At 30.1% G+C, this 22,237-nt stretch carries 22 protein-coding genes and 1 pseudogene; 22 read left to right on the top strand and 1 reads right to left on the bottom strand.

Going from position 1 to position 22,237, the window contains the following annotated elements; genetic code table 11:
- From Q3V94_RS10415 to Q3V94_RS10310, 22 genes and pseudogenes are all read left to right on the top strand, one after another.
- A pseudogene (locus tag Q3V94_RS10415) lies at positions 1-187 on the top strand (UPF0236 family protein); the annotation flags it as partial.
- Between the two features lie 170 nt (positions 188-357).
- Positions 358-1,647: a pitrilysin family protein gene (locus Q3V94_RS10410; RefSeq protein WP_274767718.1), complete on the top strand. Its 1,290-nt coding sequence runs from the start codon at positions 358-360 to the stop codon at positions 1,645-1,647.
- Positions 1,619-2,059 (top strand): dUTP diphosphatase, encoded by a 441-nt coding sequence (dut, locus tag Q3V94_RS10405; protein WP_303527473.1) that lies wholly within the window; start codon positions 1,619-1,621, stop codon positions 2,057-2,059. Before Q3V94_RS10410 ends, dut begins: the two co-directional genes overlap by 29 nt.
- 42 nt (positions 2,060-2,101) lie before the next feature.
- Positions 2,102-2,347, top strand: coding sequence for a YlmC/YmxH family sporulation protein (locus Q3V94_RS10400; RefSeq protein WP_274767717.1), 246 nt, complete (start codon positions 2,102-2,104; stop codon positions 2,345-2,347).
- An 88-nt stretch (positions 2,348-2,435) separates the two neighbouring features.
- On the top strand, positions 2,436-3,617 hold the full coding sequence (gene dapG, locus Q3V94_RS10395; protein WP_274767716.1) for an aspartate kinase: 1,182 nt from the start codon (positions 2,436-2,438) through the stop codon (positions 3,615-3,617).
- 90 nt (positions 3,618-3,707) lie between these two features.
- On the top strand, positions 3,708-4,430 hold the full coding sequence (locus tag Q3V94_RS10390) for a ClpP family protease (RefSeq protein WP_303527469.1): 723 nt from the start codon (positions 3,708-3,710) through the stop codon (positions 4,428-4,430).
- A 95-nt stretch (positions 4,431-4,525) separates the two neighbouring features.
- Positions 4,526-6,718 (top strand): DNA translocase FtsK, encoded by a 2,193-nt coding sequence (locus Q3V94_RS10385; RefSeq protein WP_303527467.1) that lies wholly within the window; start codon positions 4,526-4,528, stop codon positions 6,716-6,718.
- A 208-nt stretch (positions 6,719-6,926) separates the two neighbouring features.
- Positions 6,927-8,249: a 30S ribosomal protein S12 methylthiotransferase RimO gene (gene rimO, locus Q3V94_RS10380; protein ID WP_303527465.1), complete on the top strand. Its 1,323-nt coding sequence runs from the start codon at positions 6,927-6,929 to the stop codon at positions 8,247-8,249.
- A complete protein-coding gene (gene pgsA / locus Q3V94_RS10375) occupies positions 8,246-8,764 on the top strand; it encodes a CDP-diacylglycerol--glycerol-3-phosphate 3-phosphatidyltransferase (RefSeq protein WP_008909066.1) in 519 nt (172 codons plus the stop codon). The genes rimO and pgsA overlap by 4 nt, the downstream gene beginning before the upstream one ends.
- Before the next feature lie 312 nt (positions 8,765-9,076).
- Positions 9,077-10,111, top strand: coding sequence for a recombinase RecA (recA, locus tag Q3V94_RS10370; RefSeq protein ID WP_008909067.1), 1,035 nt, complete (start codon positions 9,077-9,079; stop codon positions 10,109-10,111).
- A gap of 36 nt (positions 10,112-10,147) precedes the next feature.
- Positions 10,148-10,771, top strand: coding sequence for a regulatory protein RecX (locus tag Q3V94_RS10365; RefSeq protein WP_303527461.1), 624 nt, complete (start codon positions 10,148-10,150; stop codon positions 10,769-10,771).
- A complete protein-coding gene (locus tag Q3V94_RS10360) occupies positions 10,768-11,757 on the top strand; it encodes a metallophosphoesterase (protein WP_303527460.1) in 990 nt (329 codons plus the stop codon). Before Q3V94_RS10365 ends, Q3V94_RS10360 begins: the two co-directional genes overlap by 4 nt.
- Positions 11,754-13,217: an AAA family ATPase gene (locus tag Q3V94_RS10355; RefSeq protein ID WP_303527456.1), complete on the top strand. Its 1,464-nt coding sequence runs from the start codon at positions 11,754-11,756 to the stop codon at positions 13,215-13,217. The genes Q3V94_RS10360 and Q3V94_RS10355 overlap by 4 nt, the downstream gene beginning before the upstream one ends.
- Positions 13,207-13,467 (top strand): hypothetical protein, encoded by a 261-nt coding sequence (locus tag Q3V94_RS10350; RefSeq protein WP_008909071.1) that lies wholly within the window; start codon positions 13,207-13,209, stop codon positions 13,465-13,467. Before Q3V94_RS10355 ends, Q3V94_RS10350 begins: the two co-directional genes overlap by 11 nt.
- Positions 13,468-13,477: 10 nt before the next feature.
- Positions 13,478-14,143, top strand: coding sequence for an ATPase (locus tag Q3V94_RS10345; RefSeq protein ID WP_303527453.1), 666 nt, complete (start codon positions 13,478-13,480; stop codon positions 14,141-14,143).
- A 261-nt stretch (positions 14,144-14,404) separates the two neighbouring features.
- Positions 14,405-15,919, top strand: coding sequence for a ribonuclease Y (rny, locus tag Q3V94_RS10340; protein ID WP_242822578.1), 1,515 nt, complete (start codon positions 14,405-14,407; stop codon positions 15,917-15,919).
- A gap of 105 nt (positions 15,920-16,024) precedes the next feature.
- The gene (locus Q3V94_RS10335; protein WP_274767707.1) at positions 16,025-16,285 is read left to right on the top strand and encodes a stage V sporulation protein S; all 261 of its coding nucleotides are present in this window, start codon (positions 16,025-16,027) and stop codon (positions 16,283-16,285) included.
- Between the two features lie 178 nt (positions 16,286-16,463).
- Entirely contained in the window at positions 16,464-16,838 is a 375-nt protein-coding gene (locus Q3V94_RS10330; RefSeq protein WP_274767706.1) for a PadR family transcriptional regulator, read from the top strand.
- Between the two features lie 16 nt (positions 16,839-16,854).
- Positions 16,855-18,039, top strand: coding sequence for a pyridoxal phosphate-dependent aminotransferase (locus Q3V94_RS10325; protein WP_303527448.1), 1,185 nt, complete (start codon positions 16,855-16,857; stop codon positions 18,037-18,039).
- 134 nt (positions 18,040-18,173) lie between these two features.
- A complete protein-coding gene (gene purB / locus Q3V94_RS10320; protein ID WP_303527446.1) occupies positions 18,174-19,604 on the top strand; it encodes an adenylosuccinate lyase in 1,431 nt (476 codons plus the stop codon).
- A 341-nt stretch (positions 19,605-19,945) separates the two neighbouring features.
- Positions 19,946-20,740, top strand: coding sequence for a pyrroline-5-carboxylate reductase (gene proC, locus Q3V94_RS10315; protein ID WP_303527444.1), 795 nt, complete (start codon positions 19,946-19,948; stop codon positions 20,738-20,740).
- Between the two features lie 205 nt (positions 20,741-20,945).
- Positions 20,946-21,917 carry a tyrosine recombinase XerC gene (locus Q3V94_RS10310; protein WP_303527442.1) on the top strand — a complete coding sequence of 324 codons (972 nt, stop codon included), beginning with the start codon at positions 20,946-20,948 and terminating at the stop codon, positions 21,915-21,917.
- A gap of 26 nt (positions 21,918-21,943) precedes the next feature.
- Here Q3V94_RS10310 and Q3V94_RS10305 read toward each other — a convergent pair whose 3' ends face one another.
- Positions 21,944-22,228 carry a hypothetical protein gene (locus tag Q3V94_RS10305; RefSeq protein WP_303527440.1) on the bottom strand — a complete coding sequence of 95 codons (285 nt, stop codon included), beginning with the start codon at positions 22,226-22,228 and terminating at the stop codon, positions 21,944-21,946.
- Positions 22,229-22,237: the final 9 nt, after the last annotated feature.

Here is a 22,237-nt window from a genome sequence, read left to right as displayed (position 1 = left end):
GGAAATAAGTGTGTTTAAGGAAGATGAAAAAGCCTTCAAGGTAAGTAAGAAGAAAATAAAAGAAGCGATAAGAAAGATAAATAAATCTTCACGTGAAGTTATGAATAATATAACGATATTGAACATAGGGAAAGTAACGCCAATTTACAGGATATTAAAATCAATAAAATATGAAAATATAATTTAAGTTTTTTAAATTTAACAAACGCCTTGAAACTAGCTAATTTAAGGGGTTGTCTATAAAAATTAACCTACAATATCTTGACACTATCTCATAAACCTTATTCCTTGACTAAACTAAAATTATAGTTTAAATTTATAATGATTGAAAAAATATTTGACAGGAGAGAAACAGATATGTTAAAAAAGCTTACTTTGAAAAATGGATTAAGAATAGTTTACGAGAAAATACCTTATGTAAACTCAATTACTATTGGAATTTGGGTAGGTAGCGGTTCAAGATTAGAAGAAACGTATAATAATGGGGTATCACATTTTATTGAGCATATGATGTTTAAAGGAACATTAAATAGGACGTCACAACAGATAGCAGAAGAAATTGAAGAGTTAGGTGGACAAATTAATGCATTTACAGGCAAAGAAGCTACATGCTATTATGTTAAATTGTTGGATGAACATTATGCAACAGGTATAAACGTATTAAGTGATATGCTTCTTAACCCTAAATTTGCAGTTGATGATATCGAAAAGGAAAAGGGAGTAATCATTGAAGAAATAAATATGTATGAAGATTCGCCAGAAGATCTTGTTTTCGATTTGCTCTCAATTGCTACTTGGAAGGAAGATACTTTAGCTTTACCAATATTAGGATACGAAACTACTATTAAAAATTTAAACAGAGATATGATTGTAGATTATTATAGTAAGACTTATGTTCCATCTAATATTGTAATTTCTTTAGCCGGAAACTTTGATGAGGAAAAAATTATAGAATTAATAAAGGATCGATTTGAGAACTGGAATCCACCTAAAAATGTTCAAATAGAATATTCTTCACCATTAATCAATAAAGGAATGGCTATAAAAAATAAAGATATAGAACAAGTGCATGTTGCAGTTACTCTGAATGGCATTGAACTTGGAAATGATAAGTTATATACATTGTTGGCTATAAATAATTATTTTGGTGGTGGAACAAGTTCTAGACTATTCCAAAAATTAAGAGAAGATTTTGGATTTGTTTATTCTATCTATTCTTATACCTCGGCATATAAAAATAAGGGAATGTTTAATATTCAATTTGCTTTAAATAAAGCGTATTTGGAAAAATCAATGCATCTTATTACAGAAGAGATAGTAAATTTATTAAAGAATAAGATGAATGACACACAAATATCAAAGGCCAAGGAACAATTAAAGGGTAGCTACATTTTAGGATTAGAGAGCGTTTCAAGTAGAATGTTTGGCATAGGTAAATCTGAGCTTATGTTAAATAAGGTTTATGAACCTAAGGAAATTTTAAAGAAAATAGATTCAATAACACGACAAGAATTTGATGAAGTGATTGAACATGTATTTAAAGAAGGTTTTATGGCTGTGGCTATGGTTGGTAAGGATATAAAAGAAGAAAAAATTAAAAAAATTATAGGTGATTGTAATGAGACTATTTATAAAGCGATTAGATGATGCAAAGGATCTTCCTTTGCCAAAGTATATGACAAAGGGATCTGTTGGATTGGATTTATATGCTAATGTTAAGGAGGATACAATTATCCTTCCAAATGAAATCAGATTAATACCGACAGGAATATCTATATCATTGCCTGATGGCTACGAAGCACAGATTAGGCCAAGAAGTGGGCTTGCTTTAAAGCATGGAATTTCACTTGTTAATACACCTGGAACGATAGATAGTGATTATAGGGGGGAAATAAATTTAATTTTAATAAATTTTGGGAAAGAACCATTTACTGTAAGGCGTGGAGATCGAATAGCTCAAATGGTTATAAATAAAGTTGAAATTCCTGAAGTTATTGAAGTAGAAGAATTAGATAGCACAGAAAGAGGAGAAGGTGGTTTTGGATCGACAGGTCTATAAACCATCTTTTTTTAATATAATGTTTTAAGGAGGTGAAATGGTATGGGAATAAGATTAAGTGATATTCTAGATCTTGAAATTGTTAATATCTATAATGGCTATAAATACGGATATATTGGTGATAGTGAATTGGTTTTTAATAAAAAAACAGGAGAAATAGTTAATGTATTAGTAGAAGATGATAAAGGCAGATTATTATTTTTTAAAGGGAGGGATTTTATCGAAATTCCTTGGAATACTAAAATAAAGATAGGAGAAAAAACATTGATAATCGATTATAAAGAATAATTTTATTTTTTATCACACTTCCCCCAAAAAAGATGTATAATATATTATGGATTTATGTTAGTAGCCACAGGATTAAGGGGGAATATTCATGAAAATAGTCGTTCAAAAATTTGGTGGAACTTCGGTAGCAACCCAACAGAGGAGAGAAATGGTTGCAGATAGGATTATAGATGCAATTGATAGGGGATATAAGCCAGTCGTTGTTGTTTCTGCAATTGGAAGAAAAGGCGATCCTTATGCAACAGATACCCTTTTATCATTGATTAACAATGGAAATTGCAGTATAAGCAAAAGAGAGGTAGACCTTCTTTTATGTTGCGGTGAGATAATTTCAGCTGTAGTTATGGCTGAAACATTAGAAAAGAGGGGCTATAATGTAACAGTTTTGACAGGTGGTCAGGCTGGAATTATTACAAATAATGATTTTGGAAATGCAGAAGTTTTAAAAGTAGAAACGAAAAAAATAATGGACTTGCTTTATTCAGGCGCTATTCCTATTGTTACAGGCTTTCAAGGTATGACACAGGAGGGGGATTTTACTACCCTTGGTAGAGGTGGAAGTGATGTTACAGGTGCTATTTTAGGAGAAGCTCTTAAGGCGGAGTTTATCGAAATATATACGGATGTCGATGGTATTATGACTGCTGATCCAAGGATAGTTCCTGATGCTAAGGTGATCAATAGAATTAGTTATAACGAAGTTTTTCAGTTTGCAGATCAGGGAGCAAAGGTAATACACCCTAAAGCAGTTGAGTATGCAATGAGGGGAAATATTCCTTTATATATTAAAAATACATTATCAAATGCTCCAGGAACGATAATTACTTCCTCGAGGGAAAGTAGAAATAAAATAATAACAGGAATAACCCATATGTCAAATAGATCACAGGTTAGTGTCCATTTTAATGAAGATGATAGCAATGAAATATTCGATATTCTTGCTGATAATAAAATAAGCATTGATTTAATAAACGTATTTCCTAAATACAAAGTATTTACTGTAGATACAAAAGATATCTATAAGGTAGAAGAAATATTAAAAGAGTTAAAGCTAGAATATAATATTATAAATAATTGTAGTAAAATAGCTGTTATAGGTAACGGCATGAAGGGTGTCCCTGGTGTTATGGCTAAAATATTAAAAACATTAAATGAAAATGGAATTAAAGTTTTGCAAACAGCGGATTCTCATTCTACCATCTGGTGTCTAGTCAAAGATGAGGATACGATTAAAGCTATAAATCTTTTACACAAAGCCTTTGAACTATAAAAAATGTTTAAAGCCTTGCAAAGTGCAAGGCTTTTTGTATTATTATTTTACTAATTGGTTAAACTATTATTGAAAAAGTGAGGTGATGATATGCCAAAAAAGAAAAAAGAAGAATTAACTGTAGTTAAAGAGGAGGAAAAAAAAGAAAAGTTGGAAGAAAATCAAAATCTAGAGAATTTAAAGGAAGTTGGTAGCCCCAATATTCCTGATATTAGTTCAGACATTTTTCCGATTACTATTATAGGTCAAATAGAAGGGCATACAGTTTTACCACCTCAGACAAAAACTACAAAATATGAACATCTTTTGCCTCAATTAGTTTCTATTGAGGAAAATCCAAATATAAAGGGGGTTTTAGTTATTTTAAACACTGTTGGTGGTGATGTTGAAGCAGGTCTTGCGATTGCAGAAATGATAAACAGCCTTTCTAAGCCTACGGTTTCACTTGTGATAGGAGGAGGACATAGCATAGGCGTTCCTCTTGCAGTAGCTACAAAATATTCTTTTATTTCTCCTACTGCTACAATGACTATACATCCAATTAGAATGAATGGATTAGTAATAGGGGTTCCACAGACATTTGAATATTTCAGTAAAATGCAGGATAGGATATTAAACTTTATAGTTAGAAACTCTAAAATAACAAAAGAAAGATTAAGGGAAATGATGCTTCAAACAGATGAATTATTAAACGATATGGGGACGATATTAATAGGTAAGCAGGCGGTTGAAGAAGGATTAATTGATGAGGTGGGAGGAATAAGTCAAGCAATAAAAAAATTAAAAGAAATGATAAATCAAAGGCTTGAATAAAACGCCTTTGATTTATTTTCTTTTTGTGTTATAATTTTTTTACTTTGTGAAGGGAATTTTGCTTGGATATAGAAATAATACTATGGGGTGATAGGATGGGTAAAAAGAAAAATAAAAACAATCAAGTTATTTATGATATTTATGGAATAATACTAATAGCTTTTTCCTTACTATTCTTAATTAGTATAGTGATTAAACCAACAGGAATGATAGGAAAATTTTTTGTTGACTTTTTCTTTGGTGCAGTGGGCCTTGGGGCGTATATTTTGCCATTCATAACGATTCTAATTGGAATAGCTATGATTTTAAACAAAAGCTCACTAAAAATAAGACAAAGATTTATATCTATTGTATTTGCTATTTATTCTCTCCTGCTTCTTGGCCATTTAAGATATTCTAATAATTTTAAGGCTAAAAAGCTGACTCAAAAAATATACGAGGCTTATAAATTAGGAATTAATAAAAAAGGTGGAGGTATTATCTCAGAATTAGTTGATTTTCCACTCCTTTTGTTATTCGGCGAGATAGGATCTTACATATTTATTATTTCTAGCATTTTAGTTTTTTTAGTTTTAGCAACTGAAAAGCCTGTTAAGGATATTTTATTATTTTTAATACAACCTTTTAAAAAGATAAATATTAAGAAAAAAGAAAAAGAAATTGAGAGTTTTGAGGATGACCTTCATGATAAAGATGAAGAAAAAGCAACGAACAATGATTTATTAAATGACGAAAAGGTAAATGTCCAAAACACTAATGTAAATAATGAAGCTTCTTATAAAGATGATTTTAAAGGAGTTAATGAAAGAAGTGATAACAAAGCAAAAGAAAAGATAAAGATTAATCTATCTGCAGAAAACATATCAACTTGTAATATAAAATATACATTTCCACCCATAGAACTTCTTAATGAAAATAGAACAAAAATCAATGGAAATGATAAGAAAGAGTTGCTAATGAGTGCAAGGTCCTTAGAAGAAACCCTTGCAAGTTTTGGAATAGATGCTAAAGTAACTCAAGTGACAAAGGGACCATCCGTAACTAGATACGAATTGCATCCTGGAGTAGGGGTTAAGGTTAGCAAAATAGTTAATTTATCCGATGATATTGCATTAAATCTTGCAGCACCCAGTGTTAGAATTGAGGCACCAATCCCTGGAAAATCAGCCATTGGAATAGAGGTTCCAAATAAGGAGGTAACCCCTGTCTATCTTAGAGAAGTTATTGAGTCTGATGAATTTCAGCAATTTAATTCATCTTTGGCATTTGCCCTAGGCAAGGATATTAGTGGCAGATGCATTGTTGCTGATATAGCAAAGATGCCCCATTTATTGATTGCTGGGGCTACGGGATCAGGTAAAAGCGTTTGTATTAACACACTGATAACAAGCTTGATTTATAAATCATCTCCAAACGATGTTAAAATGCTTCTAATAGATCCAAAAGTTGTAGAGCTATCCGTATATAATGGAATTCCTCATTTAATAATACCTGTAGTAACAGAACCACGTAAGGCAGCTTCAGCTTTAGAATGGGCGGTTTCAGAAATGACCTCTAGGTATAAGTTATTTGCTGATAATAATGTCAGAAATATAGAAAGTTATAATAAACTGATGGAAGATGTATCGCCTGAAAATAAACTGCCTAAAATTGTAATAATAATCGATGAGCTTGCTGATCTTATGATGGTAGCTCCAAATGAAGTAGAAGATTCCATAACAAGGCTTGCTCAGATGGCAAGAGCTGCAGGAATACATCTTGTTATTGCAACCCAAAGGCCTTCCGTTGATGTAATAACTGGGGTTATTAAAGCTAATATTCCATCAAGGATATCCTTCGCTGTTTCAAGCCAGATAGATTCGAGGACGATATTAGATATGGCAGGCGCTGAAAAATTATTGGGTCGTGGTGATATGCTATTCCTTCCGATTGGAGAAAACAAACCAATTAGAATACAAGGAGCCTTTATCTCTGAAAAAGAAGTTGAAAATATAGTTGAATACTTAAAGAAAACATTTAATACAGAATATGATATGGATATTATGGAAAAAATTAAAGAAGGTAAAGAAATTGCAAATAACTATGATGATAACGATGAATTATTGCCACAAGCAATTGAGCTTGCTATAGATCTTGGTCAAATTTCTGCTTCTATGTTGCAAAGAAGATTTAGGATTGGATTTAATCGAGCAGCTAGGCTAATAGATGAAATGGAAAAAAGGGGTATTATCGGACCCCAAGATGGAAGCAAACCAAGACAAGTATTAATAGATAAAAATAATTACTAGGGCAATGCCCTAGTTTTAAATTTTAAAAGAAAATATTGTCGAATTTAAGTGCTTTTGCTATTATATATATGTTAATTATTTTGTAGAATCATATATATTAATGTATTATTATGAAAAAACAAGAAAAAATGAAAAATAATATGTAAAATAAAGAGTGTGAAAGATAATTTCAAAAATTACCCAGGAAATAATAAGGAGATGATTTGACATGTTTAATGTAGGTTTCGTGTCACTTGGATGCGATAAAAATAGAGTAGATGCAGAGATAATGCTTTCGCTATTATCTAAGAATGGATATAATATTACAAACAAGGAAGAAGAGGCTGATGTGATTATTGTTAATACATGTGGTTTTATAGAGTCTGCTAAAATGGAATCCATTGAAACCATATTAGAAATGGCTAAAAATAAAGAAGGTAGGTGTAAATCCCTCATAGTTACAGGATGTATGGCTCAAAGATATAAGGATGAATTATTAAAGGAGATGCCAGAAATAGATGCAGTTGTTGGCGTTGGTAGCTATCGGGATATATGCAATATAGTTGATAGGACATTAAAGGGAGATAAAGGAATAATAAAAACTGATTCGATTGATTATATTTTAGATATGGAGGAAAGGATACTTACTACACCAAGTCATTATGCATACCTTAAAATTGCAGAGGGATGTAATAATAATTGTTCCTATTGTATAATACCTAAACTTAGGGGAAAGTTTAGAAGTAAAAAAATGGAAGATATATTAAATGAAGCAAATTCTCTTGCGAATATGGGAGTAAAAGAACTGATATTAGTTGCCCAAGATACTACGCTTTATGGAGTTGACCTTTATGGCATAAAAATGATATCAAATTTATTAAAAGAATTAGAAAAAATTGATGGAATAGAATGGATAAGGCTAATGTATTGTTATCCTGAAGAAATAACAGACGAACTGATTGATACAATAAAAAATAGTAAAAAGATACTTCATTATTTTGACATCCCTCTTCAGCACATAAGCAACAAGATATTAAGGAGGATGAATAGAAGAACAACCAAGGAGCAAATAATCGATTTAATAACAAAAATTAAATTTTCTATTCCAGATGCTATTATAAGAACTTCAATAATCGTCGGCTTTCCAGGTGAAACTGAAGAGGATTTTAACGAGTTAAAGGAATTTTTAAATGAATATCAACTAGATAGGGTTGGAATTTTTACTTATTCACCAGAAGAAAATACTCCAGCCTTTTATATGGAGGACCAAATTGATGATGACATTAAAGAAAAAAGAAGAGATATTTTAATGAAGAATCAAGCCCATATATCGGCATCAAAAAACCAAAAATTAATTGGGGAAATAATTGATGTAATAATAGATGGTGTTAATAAAAAGGGATTGTTCTATGGAAGAACCTATGGAGATGCCCCTGAGATAGATCAAAATGTATTTATTGAAGGGACAAATTTAAATAAAGGTGATATTATTAAAGTTAAAATAACTAAAGCATGTACTTACGATTTGATGGGAGAGGTTGTTGAGGTATGAATTTAGCGAATAGGTTAACTATTTTACGAATTATTTTGGTCCCTGTATTTTTATTTTTTATTGCAGTAAGGATAAAATATGGTAATGTGTTGGCTGCTATTATATTTATTATTGCTGCAATAACTGATACATTAGATGGATATATAGCGAGAAAAAGGAAGGAAATAACTAAATTTGGCAAGTTCATGGATCCTCTTGCCGATAAGCTAATTGTTACAGCTGCCTTAATTTCATTAGTTGAATTAGGGAAAATAGCCTCTTGGGCTGTTATGATTATTGTAGCAAGGGAATTTGCTGTAACCGGATTAAGGTCATTAGCTGCATCGGAAGGTCGCATAATAGCAGCAAGCAAGTGGGGAAAGGCAAAAACTGTTTTTCAAATTATTGCTATTATAGCATCCTTATTAGGTCTTCCTTTTAGTAACATTTTGATGTGGATTGCAATAATAATAACGATAATCTCTGGAGTGGATTATTTTTCGAAAAATATAGACGTTATTGATTTTAAATCATAACACTTTAGTTATTTGGTATTCATGTTGTTAAGCCCTGTGAAGGATTTTTTATATATGTTCTGAGCGTAGCAATTGTTATTGCTAAAGATTAAATCCTTCCAGGGCTAATTTGTTTACTTTAAATAAAGTATTTTTTCGTATTAATCATAATTAACATTATCATAATTGATAGCATATGTTTAAGATTATCACTTATTGAGAATAATCTATAAAAATTATATTATTTTTCAAAATCAACCTAAATTTATTGACCTAAAATTTAAAATAATGTATAATACTAAAAGAACAAATGTTCGCAAAGGAGAGATATAAATGAATAATGAAAAAATAAAAGCTTTGGAATTGGCAATAAGCCAGATTGAAAAGCAATTTGGAAAAGGTTCAGTGATGAAATTAGGCGAGAATTCAAAATTAAATATTGAAGCTATCTCTACTGGTTCATTGGATCTTGATATAGCTCTTGGCATCGGCGGCGTTCCAAGGGGAAGAATTGTTGAAATTTTTGGTCCAGAATCATCTGGTAAAACAACAGTTGCCCTTCATATAATAGCAGAAGCCCAAAAATTAGGTGGTGCTGCAGCCTTTATTGACGCTGAACATGCACTAGATCCAGTTTATGCTAAAAAACTTGGTGTAGATATAGAAAATCTTATTGTTGCACAGCCTGATACAGGGGAACAGGCTTTAGAAATTGCTGAAGCACTTGTAAGGTCTGGAGCTATTGATGTTATAGTTATCGACTCCGTTGCAGCCCTTGTTCCTAAGGCAGAAATTGAAGGGGAGATGGGAGATTCCCATGTTGGATTGCAAGCAAGGTTAATGTCTCAAGCGCTTAGAAAACTAGCAGGAGCAATTAACAAATCAAGATGTGTTGCAATATTTATTAATCAATTAAGAGAAAAGGTTGGAGTAATGTTTGGCAATCCTGAAACCACTCCAGGAGGAAGGGCTTTAAAGTTCTATGCTTCTGTTAGACTTGATGTCAGAAAAGTTGATGGAATAAAACAAGGAGAAGATATAACAGGAAGCAGAACAAGAGTAAAAGTTGTTAAAAATAAAGTTGCTCCTCCCTTTAAACAGGCAGAATTTGATATTATGTATGGAGAAGGAATATCAAGGGAAAGCAATATTTTAGACGTAGGAGTAAATTGTGATATTATTCAAAAAAGTGGTGCATGGTTTTCATATAAAGATATTAAATTAGGACAAGGTAGGGAAAATGCAAAACAATACCTAAAGGAAAATCCTAATTTAGCTTTAGAAATAGAAAACAAAATAAGAGAAAAATTTAATTTGCCAATCCTCCAAATTAAAAACGATGACCAAGAACTTAAAAAGGTAGAATAAAACATCCCTAATGGGATGTTTTTTTTGAGGTGAACTATGAAAGTGATGGAAATAAGAAAATTAAAAAGCGAAAATTTGTATTTAGTTGTTTTTGAAAATGAAAGGAATATTAAAATAGGTCTTGAAATGTTAATAAAATACAATATTATTGAAGGTAAAGATTTAACTCAAGAAGACATCGATACAATTTTACAAGAATATGAAATTAAATCAGCATATAATTATGCATTGCATTTATTAGAGAGAAAAATGTATCCTGAAAATCAAGTAAGAAATAAGCTTTTAAAAAAAGGTTTTAATGAAATGGTGGTTGAAAAGACGATATCTAAATTAAAGGAGTACGGTTTTGTAAACGATGAAGAGTATATCAAAAAATATATTGAATATAGTATAACAAAAAAGTTCGGCAGTAGAAGAATAATTACTAATTTAAAACAAAAGGGATTATATATAAAGGAAAAGGATATCGACATAAATAGTGAAACATTATATGAAAATGCTAAATTACTTGCTTTGAAAAAACTTAATATTATGGCAAAAGACAAAAAGAATGTAAAACAAAAATTATATAATTATCTTGTTTACAGAGGATATGACAATGAGGTAATATTTAAAGTGTTAAAAGAAATATTAAATGAATATGACGGTGATCTATTATGAAGTTTTTATTTTTTACCGATGCTCATATTAGAGGAAATAATCCAAGATCTAGAAAGGACAACTTTTATGAAACTTTAAAGGAAAAATTAAATGAATTAGTTGATGTTGCACAAGATAATAAAATAGACCATATTATTTTTGGCGGGGATCTTTTTGATCGACCGGATATATCCCTAGCGGTAGTTAAGGATTTTATTAAAATAATCAAAAATTTTCCATTACCTATTTTATGTGTTATAGGTAATCATGATGTTTATGGACAGAATCCTTACACTGTTAATAGAACTGTCTTGGGATTATTGGAGGAGCTAGGAATAGTTGAGTTTTTGAGCAATGCCCCTAAGATTATAAACACAGAACATAATAAAACTATTCAAATAACTGGTAGCCATTACTTTTATGATATAGATGGTCCGGATAAAGTTTCATATATAGTTAAAGAAAAAAAATGTGATTATGCTATTCATGTAGCTCATGGCTTTTTACTTGAAAAGCCATTCAATAATGAAGTTAAATATACTCTGATTGATGATATAGCAAGCACAACTTTAGCAGATATAACATTAGTTGGGCATTATCATAGCGGATTTGGAGTAAAAAAATATAATGATAAATTTTTTGTAAATCCAGGTGCTATTTCTAGAATAAGCAATACTGTTTCTGAAATCTACAGAACTCCATCCTATGTAATAATTGAAATCGATGAAAATATAAATATATCTATTTCAAAATTACAGTGTGCCAAAAAAGGTGAGGATGTTCTAGATAGAGAAAAATTATTTGTTGAACAGAATAAGACTATTTTGTTTAATGAATTTGTTCATCAAATAACATCATATGGCAATTTTGAAATATTAAAACTTGAAAATATAATTTCTGAAATCGCAGAACACGAAAAATTGGGTGATGAAATTAAAAAAGAGGCTTTAGAAAAAATTGCACTAGCTCAAGATCTTATATCTAAAGAGGAAGTGAACTTAGAATGAGATATATTAAAAAAATAGAAATTGAAAATTTTCAATCCCATAAACATACTATTATTGATTTTGTCAATGGATTGAATGTTATTACAGGACCATCGGATAACGGTAAAACAGCTATTATAAGGGCATTAAAATGGGTTCTTTATAACGAACCTAAAGGCAGTGAATTTATAAGGCAGGGTGAAAATAGATGTAAAGTTTCTATTGTTCTTGATAATGATGTAATCATTACAAGAGAAAAATATAAGAATAAAAATTCATATATAATAATAAGGCCAACTGGTGAAGAAATTAAATTTGAAGGTTTTGGAAATGATATTCCATTAGAAGTTATAAAAGAACATGGAATAAGAAAAATATACATTGATCCTAACTCTATTGAAAGTATAAATATAGCGGAACAATTGGAATCTCCATTCCTGCTTAGTGAGCCTGGAACTATTAAAGCTAAAGCGATTGGTAAACTAATCGGTGTTCACTATGTAGACACTGCAATTAAGCTTGTAGATAAAGATTTACAAAAAATTGAAAATCAAAGAAAAGAAACCGTTGAAAGGATAGATGACTTAACTAAAAAACTCGAAGAATTCTCAAATCTTCCAATGATTTTAGAAAAGTTAAGGGTTAAGCAAGACAAACTATCAAAAGTTAAAATCAATAATGAAAGATTAAAAAAACTTATAAATTTAAGAGAAAGCTTAAATCTAATCAATAGTGAAATAAATAATATAAAAGCGTTATTACAGTATTTTAACTCAATTCAAAATGCGGAATATAAGATTTTAACGTTAATTAATGCTATTAACCGTAATTCGTTGTTAATTAATGATTATAATAAAATAAAGACACTTGAAATTGAAATAGAAAAATTACAAAATATTTTGAATACAATAAAAAATATACATGATGTAGATGAAACTTATAGGCATTTAATAAATAATGTTTCTAATTTTTTGACTATGAAAGATATTAATGAACGCTTAAATGATGTAGAACAAGTTAATATTACAATAAATAAAATACTAGCAACTTTAGGAAAGATAGATGACGCAAAAGAAAAATATTCAAGATTAGAGTATAACTATAGTAGACTAATATATTTATATGACAAGTATTATGAATATAAAAAAATAAGCAATTCTATAGACATAGGGACAAATTACGTAAAGCATTTTATGGATACAGATAAGGCCCTATTAAAATTTTCAAGATTCTTAGAAAAATTGCAAATATCGAATAAGCTTAATGACTTATATAATAAATATAAAAATATCGAGGATGAAGTTCGAAAGGAACAAAAACAATTAAAGGAATTAGATGTTCAAATTGATAGATTTATAGAGGAATACGCTAAGCTATTAGGTCACATTGGCAAATGTCCAGTTTGCTTATCAAATATAGAGGAAAATGCAATCAATCATATTATTAATGAATTAAAAGGAGTGAAACTAGATGAAGGTTAATTATGAAGAAAAGCTTCAAATTTTAAAGGAAAAAATCGAAAGGGCAAAAAATATAAAAATAAAAGCTGAAACTAAATTAGAAGCTCTCCAAAAACAAAAGGAAGAGATAATTAAGCAATTAGAAGAAATGGGCATTAACCCAAATGAATTAGAGAAGGAAATAAAAAGATTAGAAAGTGAAATAATTACTTTGATTAAAGAAATTGAAGAGTCCCTTCCGCCTGATAATATTCTTTACAATAATAAATAAGGGTGATATGATGTTTGATTCAATGATTAATAATATTGAAAATAAACTTAATGAAGAACTTAAAGAATACCATATAAAAGAGGCTATGATGTTAAATTTAAAGAAAAACAAAGATGAGGAAGAAGAAAAGTTGAAGAAATTAGAATTAGAAATTGATAACCTAAAGAAAGTTAAAATTCTTCTTCAGAAGACTTCTCAATTTGCAAGGGAACAATCAAAAAAACAAATGGAATATCTTATAACACAATGCTTACAATACATTTTTGATTCAAAAATGGAATTTTTTATAGATATAAAGGAAAAAGGAGAAAAAATCGAAGCAGAATTTTATGTAATATCGGAACAAAATAACAATAAGATTATAACAAAACCACAAGATTCACGAGGCGGGGGAGTTGTTGATATTATATCCCTAGCGATAAGAATTGCTATGATGGAAATTCATTACCCTAAAATTGAAGGACCATTAATATTGGATGAACCAGCTAAACATGTAAGCGATGATTATATAGTAAATGTAGCAGAATTTCTTAAAAATGTATCTAGTATGTTTAATAGACAAATAATTATGGTAACCCATAATTCACATTTGTTGGAGAGTGGAGATTATGTTTATAGGGTTACATTAAATAATGGAATCAGTATGGCTGAAAAAATAAAGGGTGATATAAAATAAATTTTTCAATAAATATAGAAATTTTTTTATTATTATAGTAAAATCATTATAAGTTCTTTTTTCTTGCATTAAACAAATAGGCCATGATATAATTATGTTTGGTAGGCATTTCCTAAATTAAATGGTCATGAGAAGTTTAGCACGTTTATATGCTTCAAGAAATGATAATTGAATTTATATTTCTTTCGTATAAATTCAACAAAAGTTTATGCACAAAGCAAAGGAGGTGTAATTATTCAAACTACAATTACAATAATTTTAATTCCAACTGTTGGAGCAATAGCTTTTTTAGCTGGATATATAGTTAGAAAAAATATTGCTGAACGTAAAATTAAAAGTGCAGAAGATGAAGCAAAAAGGATAATATCAGAGGCAGAAAAACAAGCGGAATCTAAAAAGAAGGAAGCTGTCATTGAAGCCAGGGAAGAAGTTCACAAATTAAGGAATGAATTTGAGCGCGAAGTTCGTGAAAGAAGAAATGAATTACAACGTATGGAAAGAAGATTAATTTTAAGAGAGGAAACTTTAGATAAAAAAGTTGAGGCTCTAGAACTTCGTGAAGAAAATCTAAACAAAAAGCAGCAAGAAATTGAACAATTACAAAATGAAATTCAAGAACTTTATAAAAAGCAACATGAAGAATTAGAAAAAATTGCTGGCCTAACTTCTGAAGAAGCAAAGCAGATAATACTTAAAAACGTAGAAGAAGAAGTTAAGCATGAAGCTGCAATGTTAATTAAAGAAATAGAAACAAAGGCAAAAGAGGAGGCCGACAAAAAGGCTAGAGAAATAATATCATGTGCAATACAAAGATGTGCTGCTGATCATGTTGCAGAGACCACTGTTTCTGTTGTTACTTTACCTAACGATGAAATGAAGGGTAGAATAATTGGTAGAGAAGGACGAAACATAAGAACCTTAGAAACTTTAACAGGTATCGATTTAATTATCGACGATACTCCTGAAGCAGTTATCTTATCAGGTTTTGATCCTATAAGAAGAGAAATAGCAAGACTTGCCCTTGAAAAACTAATTGCTGATGGTAGAATCCATCCAGCAAGAATTGAAGAAATGGTTGAAAAGGCAAGAAAAGAAATTGATAATGAAATAAGAGAACAAGGTGAACAGGCAGCCTTTGAAACAGGAGTTCATGGCCTACATGGTGAACTTATTAGACTTATAGGAAGATTAAAATACAGAACAAGTTATGGTCAAAACGTTTTAAAGCACTCAATTGAAGTTGCATATTTAGCAGGACTTATGGCTGCAGAACTTGGAGCAGATGTTAACTTAGCAAAACGTGCTGGACTTCTTCATGACATAGGTAAAGCAATTGATCATGAAACTGAAGGACCACATGCACTTCTTGGAAGTGAACTTGCTAAAAAGTATAATGAATCTCCTGCAGTAATAAATGCAATTGCAGCACATCATGGTGATGTTGAACCAATGACAGTTGAAGCTGTTCTTGTTCAAGCTGCAGATGCTATTTCTGCTGCACGCCCAGGCGCTAGAAGAGAAACTCTTGAAGCATATATTAAACGTTTAGAAAAGCTTGAGGAAATAGCAGACTCCTTTGAAGGTGTTGAAAAATCATATGCTATTCAAGCAGGTAGAGAAATAAGAATAATGGTTAAACCAGAACAAATTAGCGATGATGAAATAATTCATATGGCTAGAGAAATAGTAAAGAAAATTGAAAGTGAACTTGAATATCCAGGACAAATTAAGGTAAATGTAATACGTGAAGTAAGAGCAATAGAATATGCAAAATAAACCCCAAAAAATTTGGGGTTTATTTTATTTTTTTAGAAGGATTTTCAAAATTTTTGTAGAATTAATATAATAGACAAAATAATAGATTCTCAAGGAGGTATTATAATGGAAGTGTTAAAGGTTTCAGCAAAGTCAAATCCAAATTCAGTTGCAGGTGCTCTAGCTGGCGTTATAAGAGAAAAGGGATCTGCAGAAATACAAGCAATCGGTGCAGGAGCAATCAATCAAGCTGTTAAAGCTGTTGCAATAGCAAGAGGTTTTGTTGCTCCAAGCGGTATCGATTTAGTATGCATCCCAGCATTTACAGACATAATAATAGAAGGCGAAGAAAGAACCGCTATTAAATTTATAGTTCAACCAAGGTAATTTTTAAAAGGGCTTTGATTAGCCCTTTTATTATGCGAATATAGTTAACATAATTTATATTATGGTTACTTAAAATAATGAAGGATTTCTTTCAAAATGATATAGACATATGCAGAATTTCATGCTATATTAAAAATAAATAAACATTTAAAACCTATCTTTTAATAGAGGTGAATATATGAAGGATGGAAGTGTAAGAAATAGACAATTAATTAGTAAGGTTAATATAACTTCATTGGTTAAATTGTTTATTTTGCATTTTTTAAAGGAAAGGGAGCATTATGGTAATGAAATTATAGATAGAATTGAAATATGTTTAAACTATAGCTGGAGGCCTAGCCCTGGACTTATATATCCTCTACTTAGAAGTATGGAAGAAAACTTACTTATTGAGGGATGGTGGGAAGAGCCGGATAAAAAGACTAAAAGAATATATCGTATAACCGATGATGGACTAAGGCATTATGAAAAAATAAAAGCTTTATATAAACCTTTATTAGATGAATCCTTAAATATTATTAATAACACATTAAAGGAAATATATAAAAATTAACAAGGAGGAAAAATATATGGAACTTTCAAGAAAAGCAAAAGAAATTAGTTCATCTGTTACCCTTGAGATTACTGCAAAGGCAAAAAAAATGAAGGATGAGGGAATAGATGTTATAAGTTTTGGTGCAGGAGAGCCAGATTTTAATACGCCTTTAAACATTCAAAATGCTGCAATAGAAGCAATAAAAAAAGGATTGACAAGATATACTGCAGCTTCAGGTATACTAGAACTTAAAAAAGCCATTTGCGATAAACTAAAACTAGAAAACTCATTAGAATATAAACCGTCGCAAATTGTTATCTCAAATGGAGCTAAACATTCTATATATAATGCACTTCAAGCAATTTGCAATCCAGGAGATGAAGTTATCGTTCCTGTTCCTTACTGGGTAAGTTATCCGGAATTGATAAAATTGGTAGATGCGGTTCCTGTTTTTGTCAAAACAAAAGAAGAAAATAATTTCAAGTATACCAAGGAATCATTAGAGGCTGCAATAACACCAAGGACCAAGGCGATTATTTTAAATAGTCCTAACAATCCAACTGGAACGGTATATGACAAAAAGGATTTAGAATTTATTGCTGAAATAGCAATAAAACATGATTTAATTATAATTTCAGATGAAATTTATGAAAAGTTAATTTATGATGGAACTGAACATATTAGCATTGCTTCGTTAGGAGATGAGATTAAAGAAAGAACTATAGTAATAAATGGAGTATCTAAGGCTTATGCTATGACAGGATGGAGGATAGGATATACTGCTTCAAATGAAGAAATAGCAAAACTTATGTCTAATCTTCAAAGCCATGAGACATCCAATCCAAACACAATTGCTCAATATGCTAGCTTAGAAGCTATAAACGGTCCACAGGAAGATATCGAAATAATGAGAAAAGAATTTGAAAAAAGAAGAAATTATATGGTTGATAAAATAAACTCTATAGAAGGCTTATCCTGCGTTAAACCATTAGGTGCCTTTTATGTAATGATAAACATAACAAAGATTAAAGGCAAAAATATTAAGGGTTATAATATTAATAGCTCGGTTGATTTTTGCAATGCACTTTTAGAATATTCGAAGGTTGCAGCAATTCCAGGAGAAGGCTTTGGAGATGATGATTATATTAGACTATCCTATGCAACTTCAATGGAAAATATAATAGAGGGCTTAAACAGAATTGAAGGCTTTTTAAAGTAAGGGGGAGTTACCCCTTTTTCTTTTTGTTTTTTATTTTGTATTTTCTATAAATTATTTAAAGTTTATTTTACTTGAAGAAAGGTTAAATATAATATTATAATTATTATGTTAATATCTTAAAAGGAGTGGATCATATGCACAGGGAATATCAAAGTCCATTAGTTACAAGATACGCATCAAAAGATATGTCTTATCTTTTTTCTGAAGAATACAAATTTACTACATGGAGAAAATTATGGGTAGTTTTAGCGGAAGCCGAAAAAGAATTGGGTCTAAACATAACTGATGAGCAGATTAATGAATTGAAGGAACATATTTATGATATAAATTATGATGTTGCAAGAGAATATGAAAAGAAAACAAGGCATGATGTAATGTCCCATGTTTATGCATATGGTGAACAATGCCCAAAAGCTAAACCAATAATACATTTAGGTGCAACAAGTTGTTATGTTGGCGATAATACAGATGTAATAATCATGAAGGAAGCATTAAACATAATAAGGAAAAAGTTAATAAAGATAATAAAAAATTTAAGCCAATTTGCAGATAAATATAAACAACTTCCAACATTAGCCTATACACACCTGCAGCCAGCTCAACTAACTACCGTCGGAAAAAGAGCGTGTCTTTGGATCCAGGATATTATTGTAGATCTTGAAAATATAGATAATTGTATTGATTCTTTAAAATTACTTGGAGTTAAAGGAACTACTGGAACACAGGCAAGTTTTTTAAAGTTATTTAATGGTGATCATGAAAAGGTAAAAAAACTTGATGAGCTTGTATGTGAAAAGCTTGGGTTTAAAGATAAGTTTTTTAAAGTAACTGGTCAAACATATCCTCGTAAACAAGATATGATAGTTTTAAATACTTTAAGTTTAATTGCACAAAGTGCATATAAGTTTAGCAATGACCTTAGAATATTGCAAAGTTTTAAGGAAATAGAAGAGCCCTTTGAAAAGCATCAAATTGGATCTTCTGCAATGCCCTATAAGCGCAATCCAATGAGAAGTGAAAGAATATCTGCTTTAGCAAGATATGTAATAGTAAATGTATTAAATTCATCGATTACAGCTTCGACCCAATGGTTTGAAAGGACACTAGATGATTCAGCTAATAAAAGAATCGTAGTTGCAGAAGCATTTTTGGCTATCGATGCAATCCTAAACCTATATATTAATGTTTCTGAAAATTTAGTTGTATATCCAAAGATAATACAAAAACGAGTTATGGAAGAACTTCCTTTCATGGCTACCGAAAATATCATGATGGAAGCAGTGAAAAAGGGGGGAGACAGACAAGAATTACATGAGAGAATAAGAGTTCACTCAATGGAAGCTGGTAAGGTAGTTAAAGAAGAAGGCCGTGAAAACGATCTTATAGATAGAATTGTAAATGATCCAAAATTTAATTTAGATAAAAATGAATTAAAAGACGCTCTAAATCCACATAACTACATAGGTCGCTCAAAGGAACAGGTTGAAGAATTTTTAAGTGAAATTGTAGAGCCTATACTTTTAAATAATGAAGTAGATGAAATAAACGTGGAAATAAATGTTTAATTAATAGTTTGATAAATAAGCTAAGTTGTTAATTTAAAAGCCAAGGTATGTTGAAAGTAGCACATATCTTGGTATTTTATTAGAATAAATGTTAATAATTTAACAATAGAGAAATAATTGAAACATAAAGTCGAAAATTCTTTCTACAAAATATTACTTCATATAACATCTTATTTTCAAATTTAATATGATAACTAATATCATTTGAAAAGTCGAATTAGGTAGCCAAATGAGAATAATTAAAAATTCATTTATTCATTATTATTAACATGGTTATTCACTTGTGTGAATAAACACTTTAACTTAAAATATTTATATAGAAAAAATAAGGAGTGATAAACGTGATAGGTATTATTGGTTGTGGAAATATGGGAGGAGCTATTTTAAAAGGAATTATAGGTTCCGGTTATGATCCAAAAGATATATATGCTTATGATCATAGTAAAGAAAAGATATTAAATATTAATTCGCATGTTAATATATGTAATAATGAAAAGGAAGTTATTAATAAATCTAAATACATCTTTCTTGCTGTTAAACCTATAGCATATGATAAATTATTAAACGATATAAAAGACCTTGTTGCTAACGATAAGGTTATAATTTCTATGGCAGCAGGATATGATACTGAAAAAATAGAAGAAAAACTTGGGAATGAAGCTAAAGTAATTAGAATTATGCCTAATACACCTTCATTAATTGGTGAAGGATATACCGTGGTCGTATTAAATGAAAATATAGATAAAGTTGAAGGTGAATATGTCATCAATTTATTAAAGTCATTAGGAGAAGTAAAAATAATAAATGAATCACAAATAAATGCATATTCAGCCATAACAGGAAGTGGACCTGCTTTTGCATTTCTTTTTATAGAAGCTATGGCGGATGCAGCCGTTCTTTTGGGAATTCCAAGAAAGGATGCTTATGAGGCTGCAGCAAGAATGCTTATTGGAAGTTCTAAACTTCTTATAGAAACAGGTAAACATCCTGGTGAACTTAAAGATATGGTAACATCCCCAGCAGGAACCACAATTGAAGGTATTAGAACCTTAGAGGAAAAGGGATTTCGAAGTGCGATTATTGAATGTGTTGTAAATACATATAAGAAGAACTTAAATATCAAAGATATAAGGTGATAATTTTATGGTTGTGATTAGATATTTATTGCTAATTGTTGTTATAATTATATATTTGATATTTTGTATTTTACTTATATCAGGATTAAAAACTAAAAACAAAAAGAAAAAATTTGATAATGTCTCGAAAAAGTAGGGACAAAAAACATTTCGCTAAATATCAATTTAGTAGAATGTCCAAATGAAAAACGATGGGGGAGTGACAATGGATAATAAAAATTTAGATGCACTATTTGACGAGAACCTACCTTATATATTAAATGACTTTCTTGGATATTTATATACAGTTAAAGGAAAATCCTTAAACACAATTGATGGTTATAAAGTTGATCTGAGATTGTTTTTGAAATATATAAAAAAAATAAAATATAATTTAAAAAATGAAATTGATGATATCGATATTTCGGATGTTAATGCAGAACTGATTAAACAAATTATCTTAAGTGATATCTACTCCTTTATAAACTATGTTTCGATTAAAAGACAAAACAGCACTTACGCAAGGGCAAGAAAAATTGCTGCAATAAGGTCCTTTTTTAATTACTTAGAAACAAAAGCTAAAATAATCAAAGAAAATCCGGCTCGAGAGTTGGAATCTCCTAAAATCAATAAAAGACATCCTGTTTATTTAACCCTTGAACAAAGCAAAAAACTTCTTGATTCAATAAAGGGAAGAAATAAAGAAAGGGATTTTGCTATCATTACTCTTTTCCTTAATTGTGGCTTAAGATTGTCGGAGCTTGTTAGTATCGATATTAGCAAAATAAAGGGAGATACATTAACTGTCGTTGGTAAAGGGAATAAAGAAAGAACAGTTTATTTAAATAAAGCTTGTATAAAAGCTATAAATTCTTATCTTGCTGTAAGGCCAAAAGATGGTGTTGTAGATAAAGATGCTCTTTTCTTAAGCGAAAGAAAAAAGCGAATAGATAAAAGAACCGTAGAAAAACTTGTTAAAAAATATATTGTAAGTGCCGGACTTTTAAACGATAAATATACTCCCCACAAACTAAGGCATACAGCTGCTACTTTGATGTATAAATATGGGAAAGTAGATATTAGAGCCCTTCAACATATCCTTGGCCATGAAAGCGTTTCTACTACTCAAATATACACCCATATTGATGATGAAATATTAAGGGATGCAGTTAAATCAAATCCTTTGTCTGAAGAATAAATAAAGCCCCATTTGGGGCTATTTTATTATTCGTTATATTCCTTTAAAAGTTTTTCTTTTAATTCAGGAATGTCTTCGATGTATAATACATTTTCATCTTCTTCGAAATCTAATATATTTTCCTCATATAAGTAATCGTCGATTTCACTTTCATCTTCGATTATTCCATCGATCAATATTTCTTTATAATCAGAATCTAATTCTAAGCACTTACCACAATTGTCGCATATTTTACCTTCTACAAGGTCGCACGTATTACAATCGCTGCAATTATCACATATTTTATTTTTATCGAAAATACACATTTGCATCTTATCAAT

The organism is Caloramator sp. CAR-1 (assembly GCF_030546345.1).
Lineage (GTDB): Bacteria > Bacillota > Clostridia > Clostridiales > Caloramatoraceae > Caloramator > Caloramator australicus.
Note: the sequence above shows the minus strand (reverse complement) of the source record. Positions and strands in the feature narration are given on the sequence as shown.

Bases quoted from the DNA above. Each gene is read 5' to 3' on its own strand.
- Q3V94_RS10410 (WP_274767718.1), top strand. From the start codon at position 358: ATGTTAAAAAAGCTTACTTTGAAAAATGGATTAAGAATAGTTTACGAG.
- dut (WP_303527473.1), top strand. From the start codon at position 1,619: ATGAGACTATTTATAAAGCGATTAGATGATGCAAAGGATCTTCCTTTG.
- Q3V94_RS10400 (WP_274767717.1), top strand. From the start codon at position 2,102: ATGGGAATAAGATTAAGTGATATTCTAGATCTTGAAATTGTTAATATC.
- dapG (WP_274767716.1), top strand. From the start codon at position 2,436: ATGAAAATAGTCGTTCAAAAATTTGGTGGAACTTCGGTAGCAACCCAA.
- Q3V94_RS10390 (WP_303527469.1), top strand. From the start codon at position 3,708: ATGCCAAAAAAGAAAAAAGAAGAATTAACTGTAGTTAAAGAGGAGGAA.
- Q3V94_RS10385 (WP_303527467.1), top strand. From the start codon at position 4,526: ATGGGTAAAAAGAAAAATAAAAACAATCAAGTTATTTATGATATTTAT.
- rimO (WP_303527465.1), top strand. From the start codon at position 6,927: ATGTTTAATGTAGGTTTCGTGTCACTTGGATGCGATAAAAATAGAGTA.
- pgsA (WP_008909066.1), top strand. From the start codon at position 8,246: ATGAATTTAGCGAATAGGTTAACTATTTTACGAATTATTTTGGTCCCT.
- recA (WP_008909067.1), top strand. From the start codon at position 9,077: ATGAATAATGAAAAAATAAAAGCTTTGGAATTGGCAATAAGCCAGATT.
- Q3V94_RS10365 (WP_303527461.1), top strand. From the start codon at position 10,148: ATGAAAGTGATGGAAATAAGAAAATTAAAAAGCGAAAATTTGTATTTA.
- Q3V94_RS10360 (WP_303527460.1), top strand. From the start codon at position 10,768: ATGAAGTTTTTATTTTTTACCGATGCTCATATTAGAGGAAATAATCCA.
- Q3V94_RS10355 (WP_303527456.1), top strand. From the start codon at position 11,754: ATGAGATATATTAAAAAAATAGAAATTGAAAATTTTCAATCCCATAAA.
- Q3V94_RS10350 (WP_008909071.1), top strand. From the start codon at position 13,207: ATGAAGGTTAATTATGAAGAAAAGCTTCAAATTTTAAAGGAAAAAATC.
- Q3V94_RS10345 (WP_303527453.1), top strand. From the start codon at position 13,478: ATGTTTGATTCAATGATTAATAATATTGAAAATAAACTTAATGAAGAA.
- Q3V94_RS10335 (WP_274767707.1), top strand. From the start codon at position 16,025: ATGGAAGTGTTAAAGGTTTCAGCAAAGTCAAATCCAAATTCAGTTGCA.
- Q3V94_RS10330 (WP_274767706.1), top strand. From the start codon at position 16,464: ATGAAGGATGGAAGTGTAAGAAATAGACAATTAATTAGTAAGGTTAAT.
- Q3V94_RS10325 (WP_303527448.1), top strand. From the start codon at position 16,855: ATGGAACTTTCAAGAAAAGCAAAAGAAATTAGTTCATCTGTTACCCTT.
- purB (WP_303527446.1), top strand. From the start codon at position 18,174: ATGCACAGGGAATATCAAAGTCCATTAGTTACAAGATACGCATCAAAA.
- Q3V94_RS10310 (WP_303527442.1), top strand. From the start codon at position 20,946: ATGGATAATAAAAATTTAGATGCACTATTTGACGAGAACCTACCTTAT.
- Q3V94_RS10305 (WP_303527440.1), bottom strand. From the start codon at position 22,228: ATGCAAATGTGTATTTTCGATAAAAATAAAATATGTGATAATTGCAGC.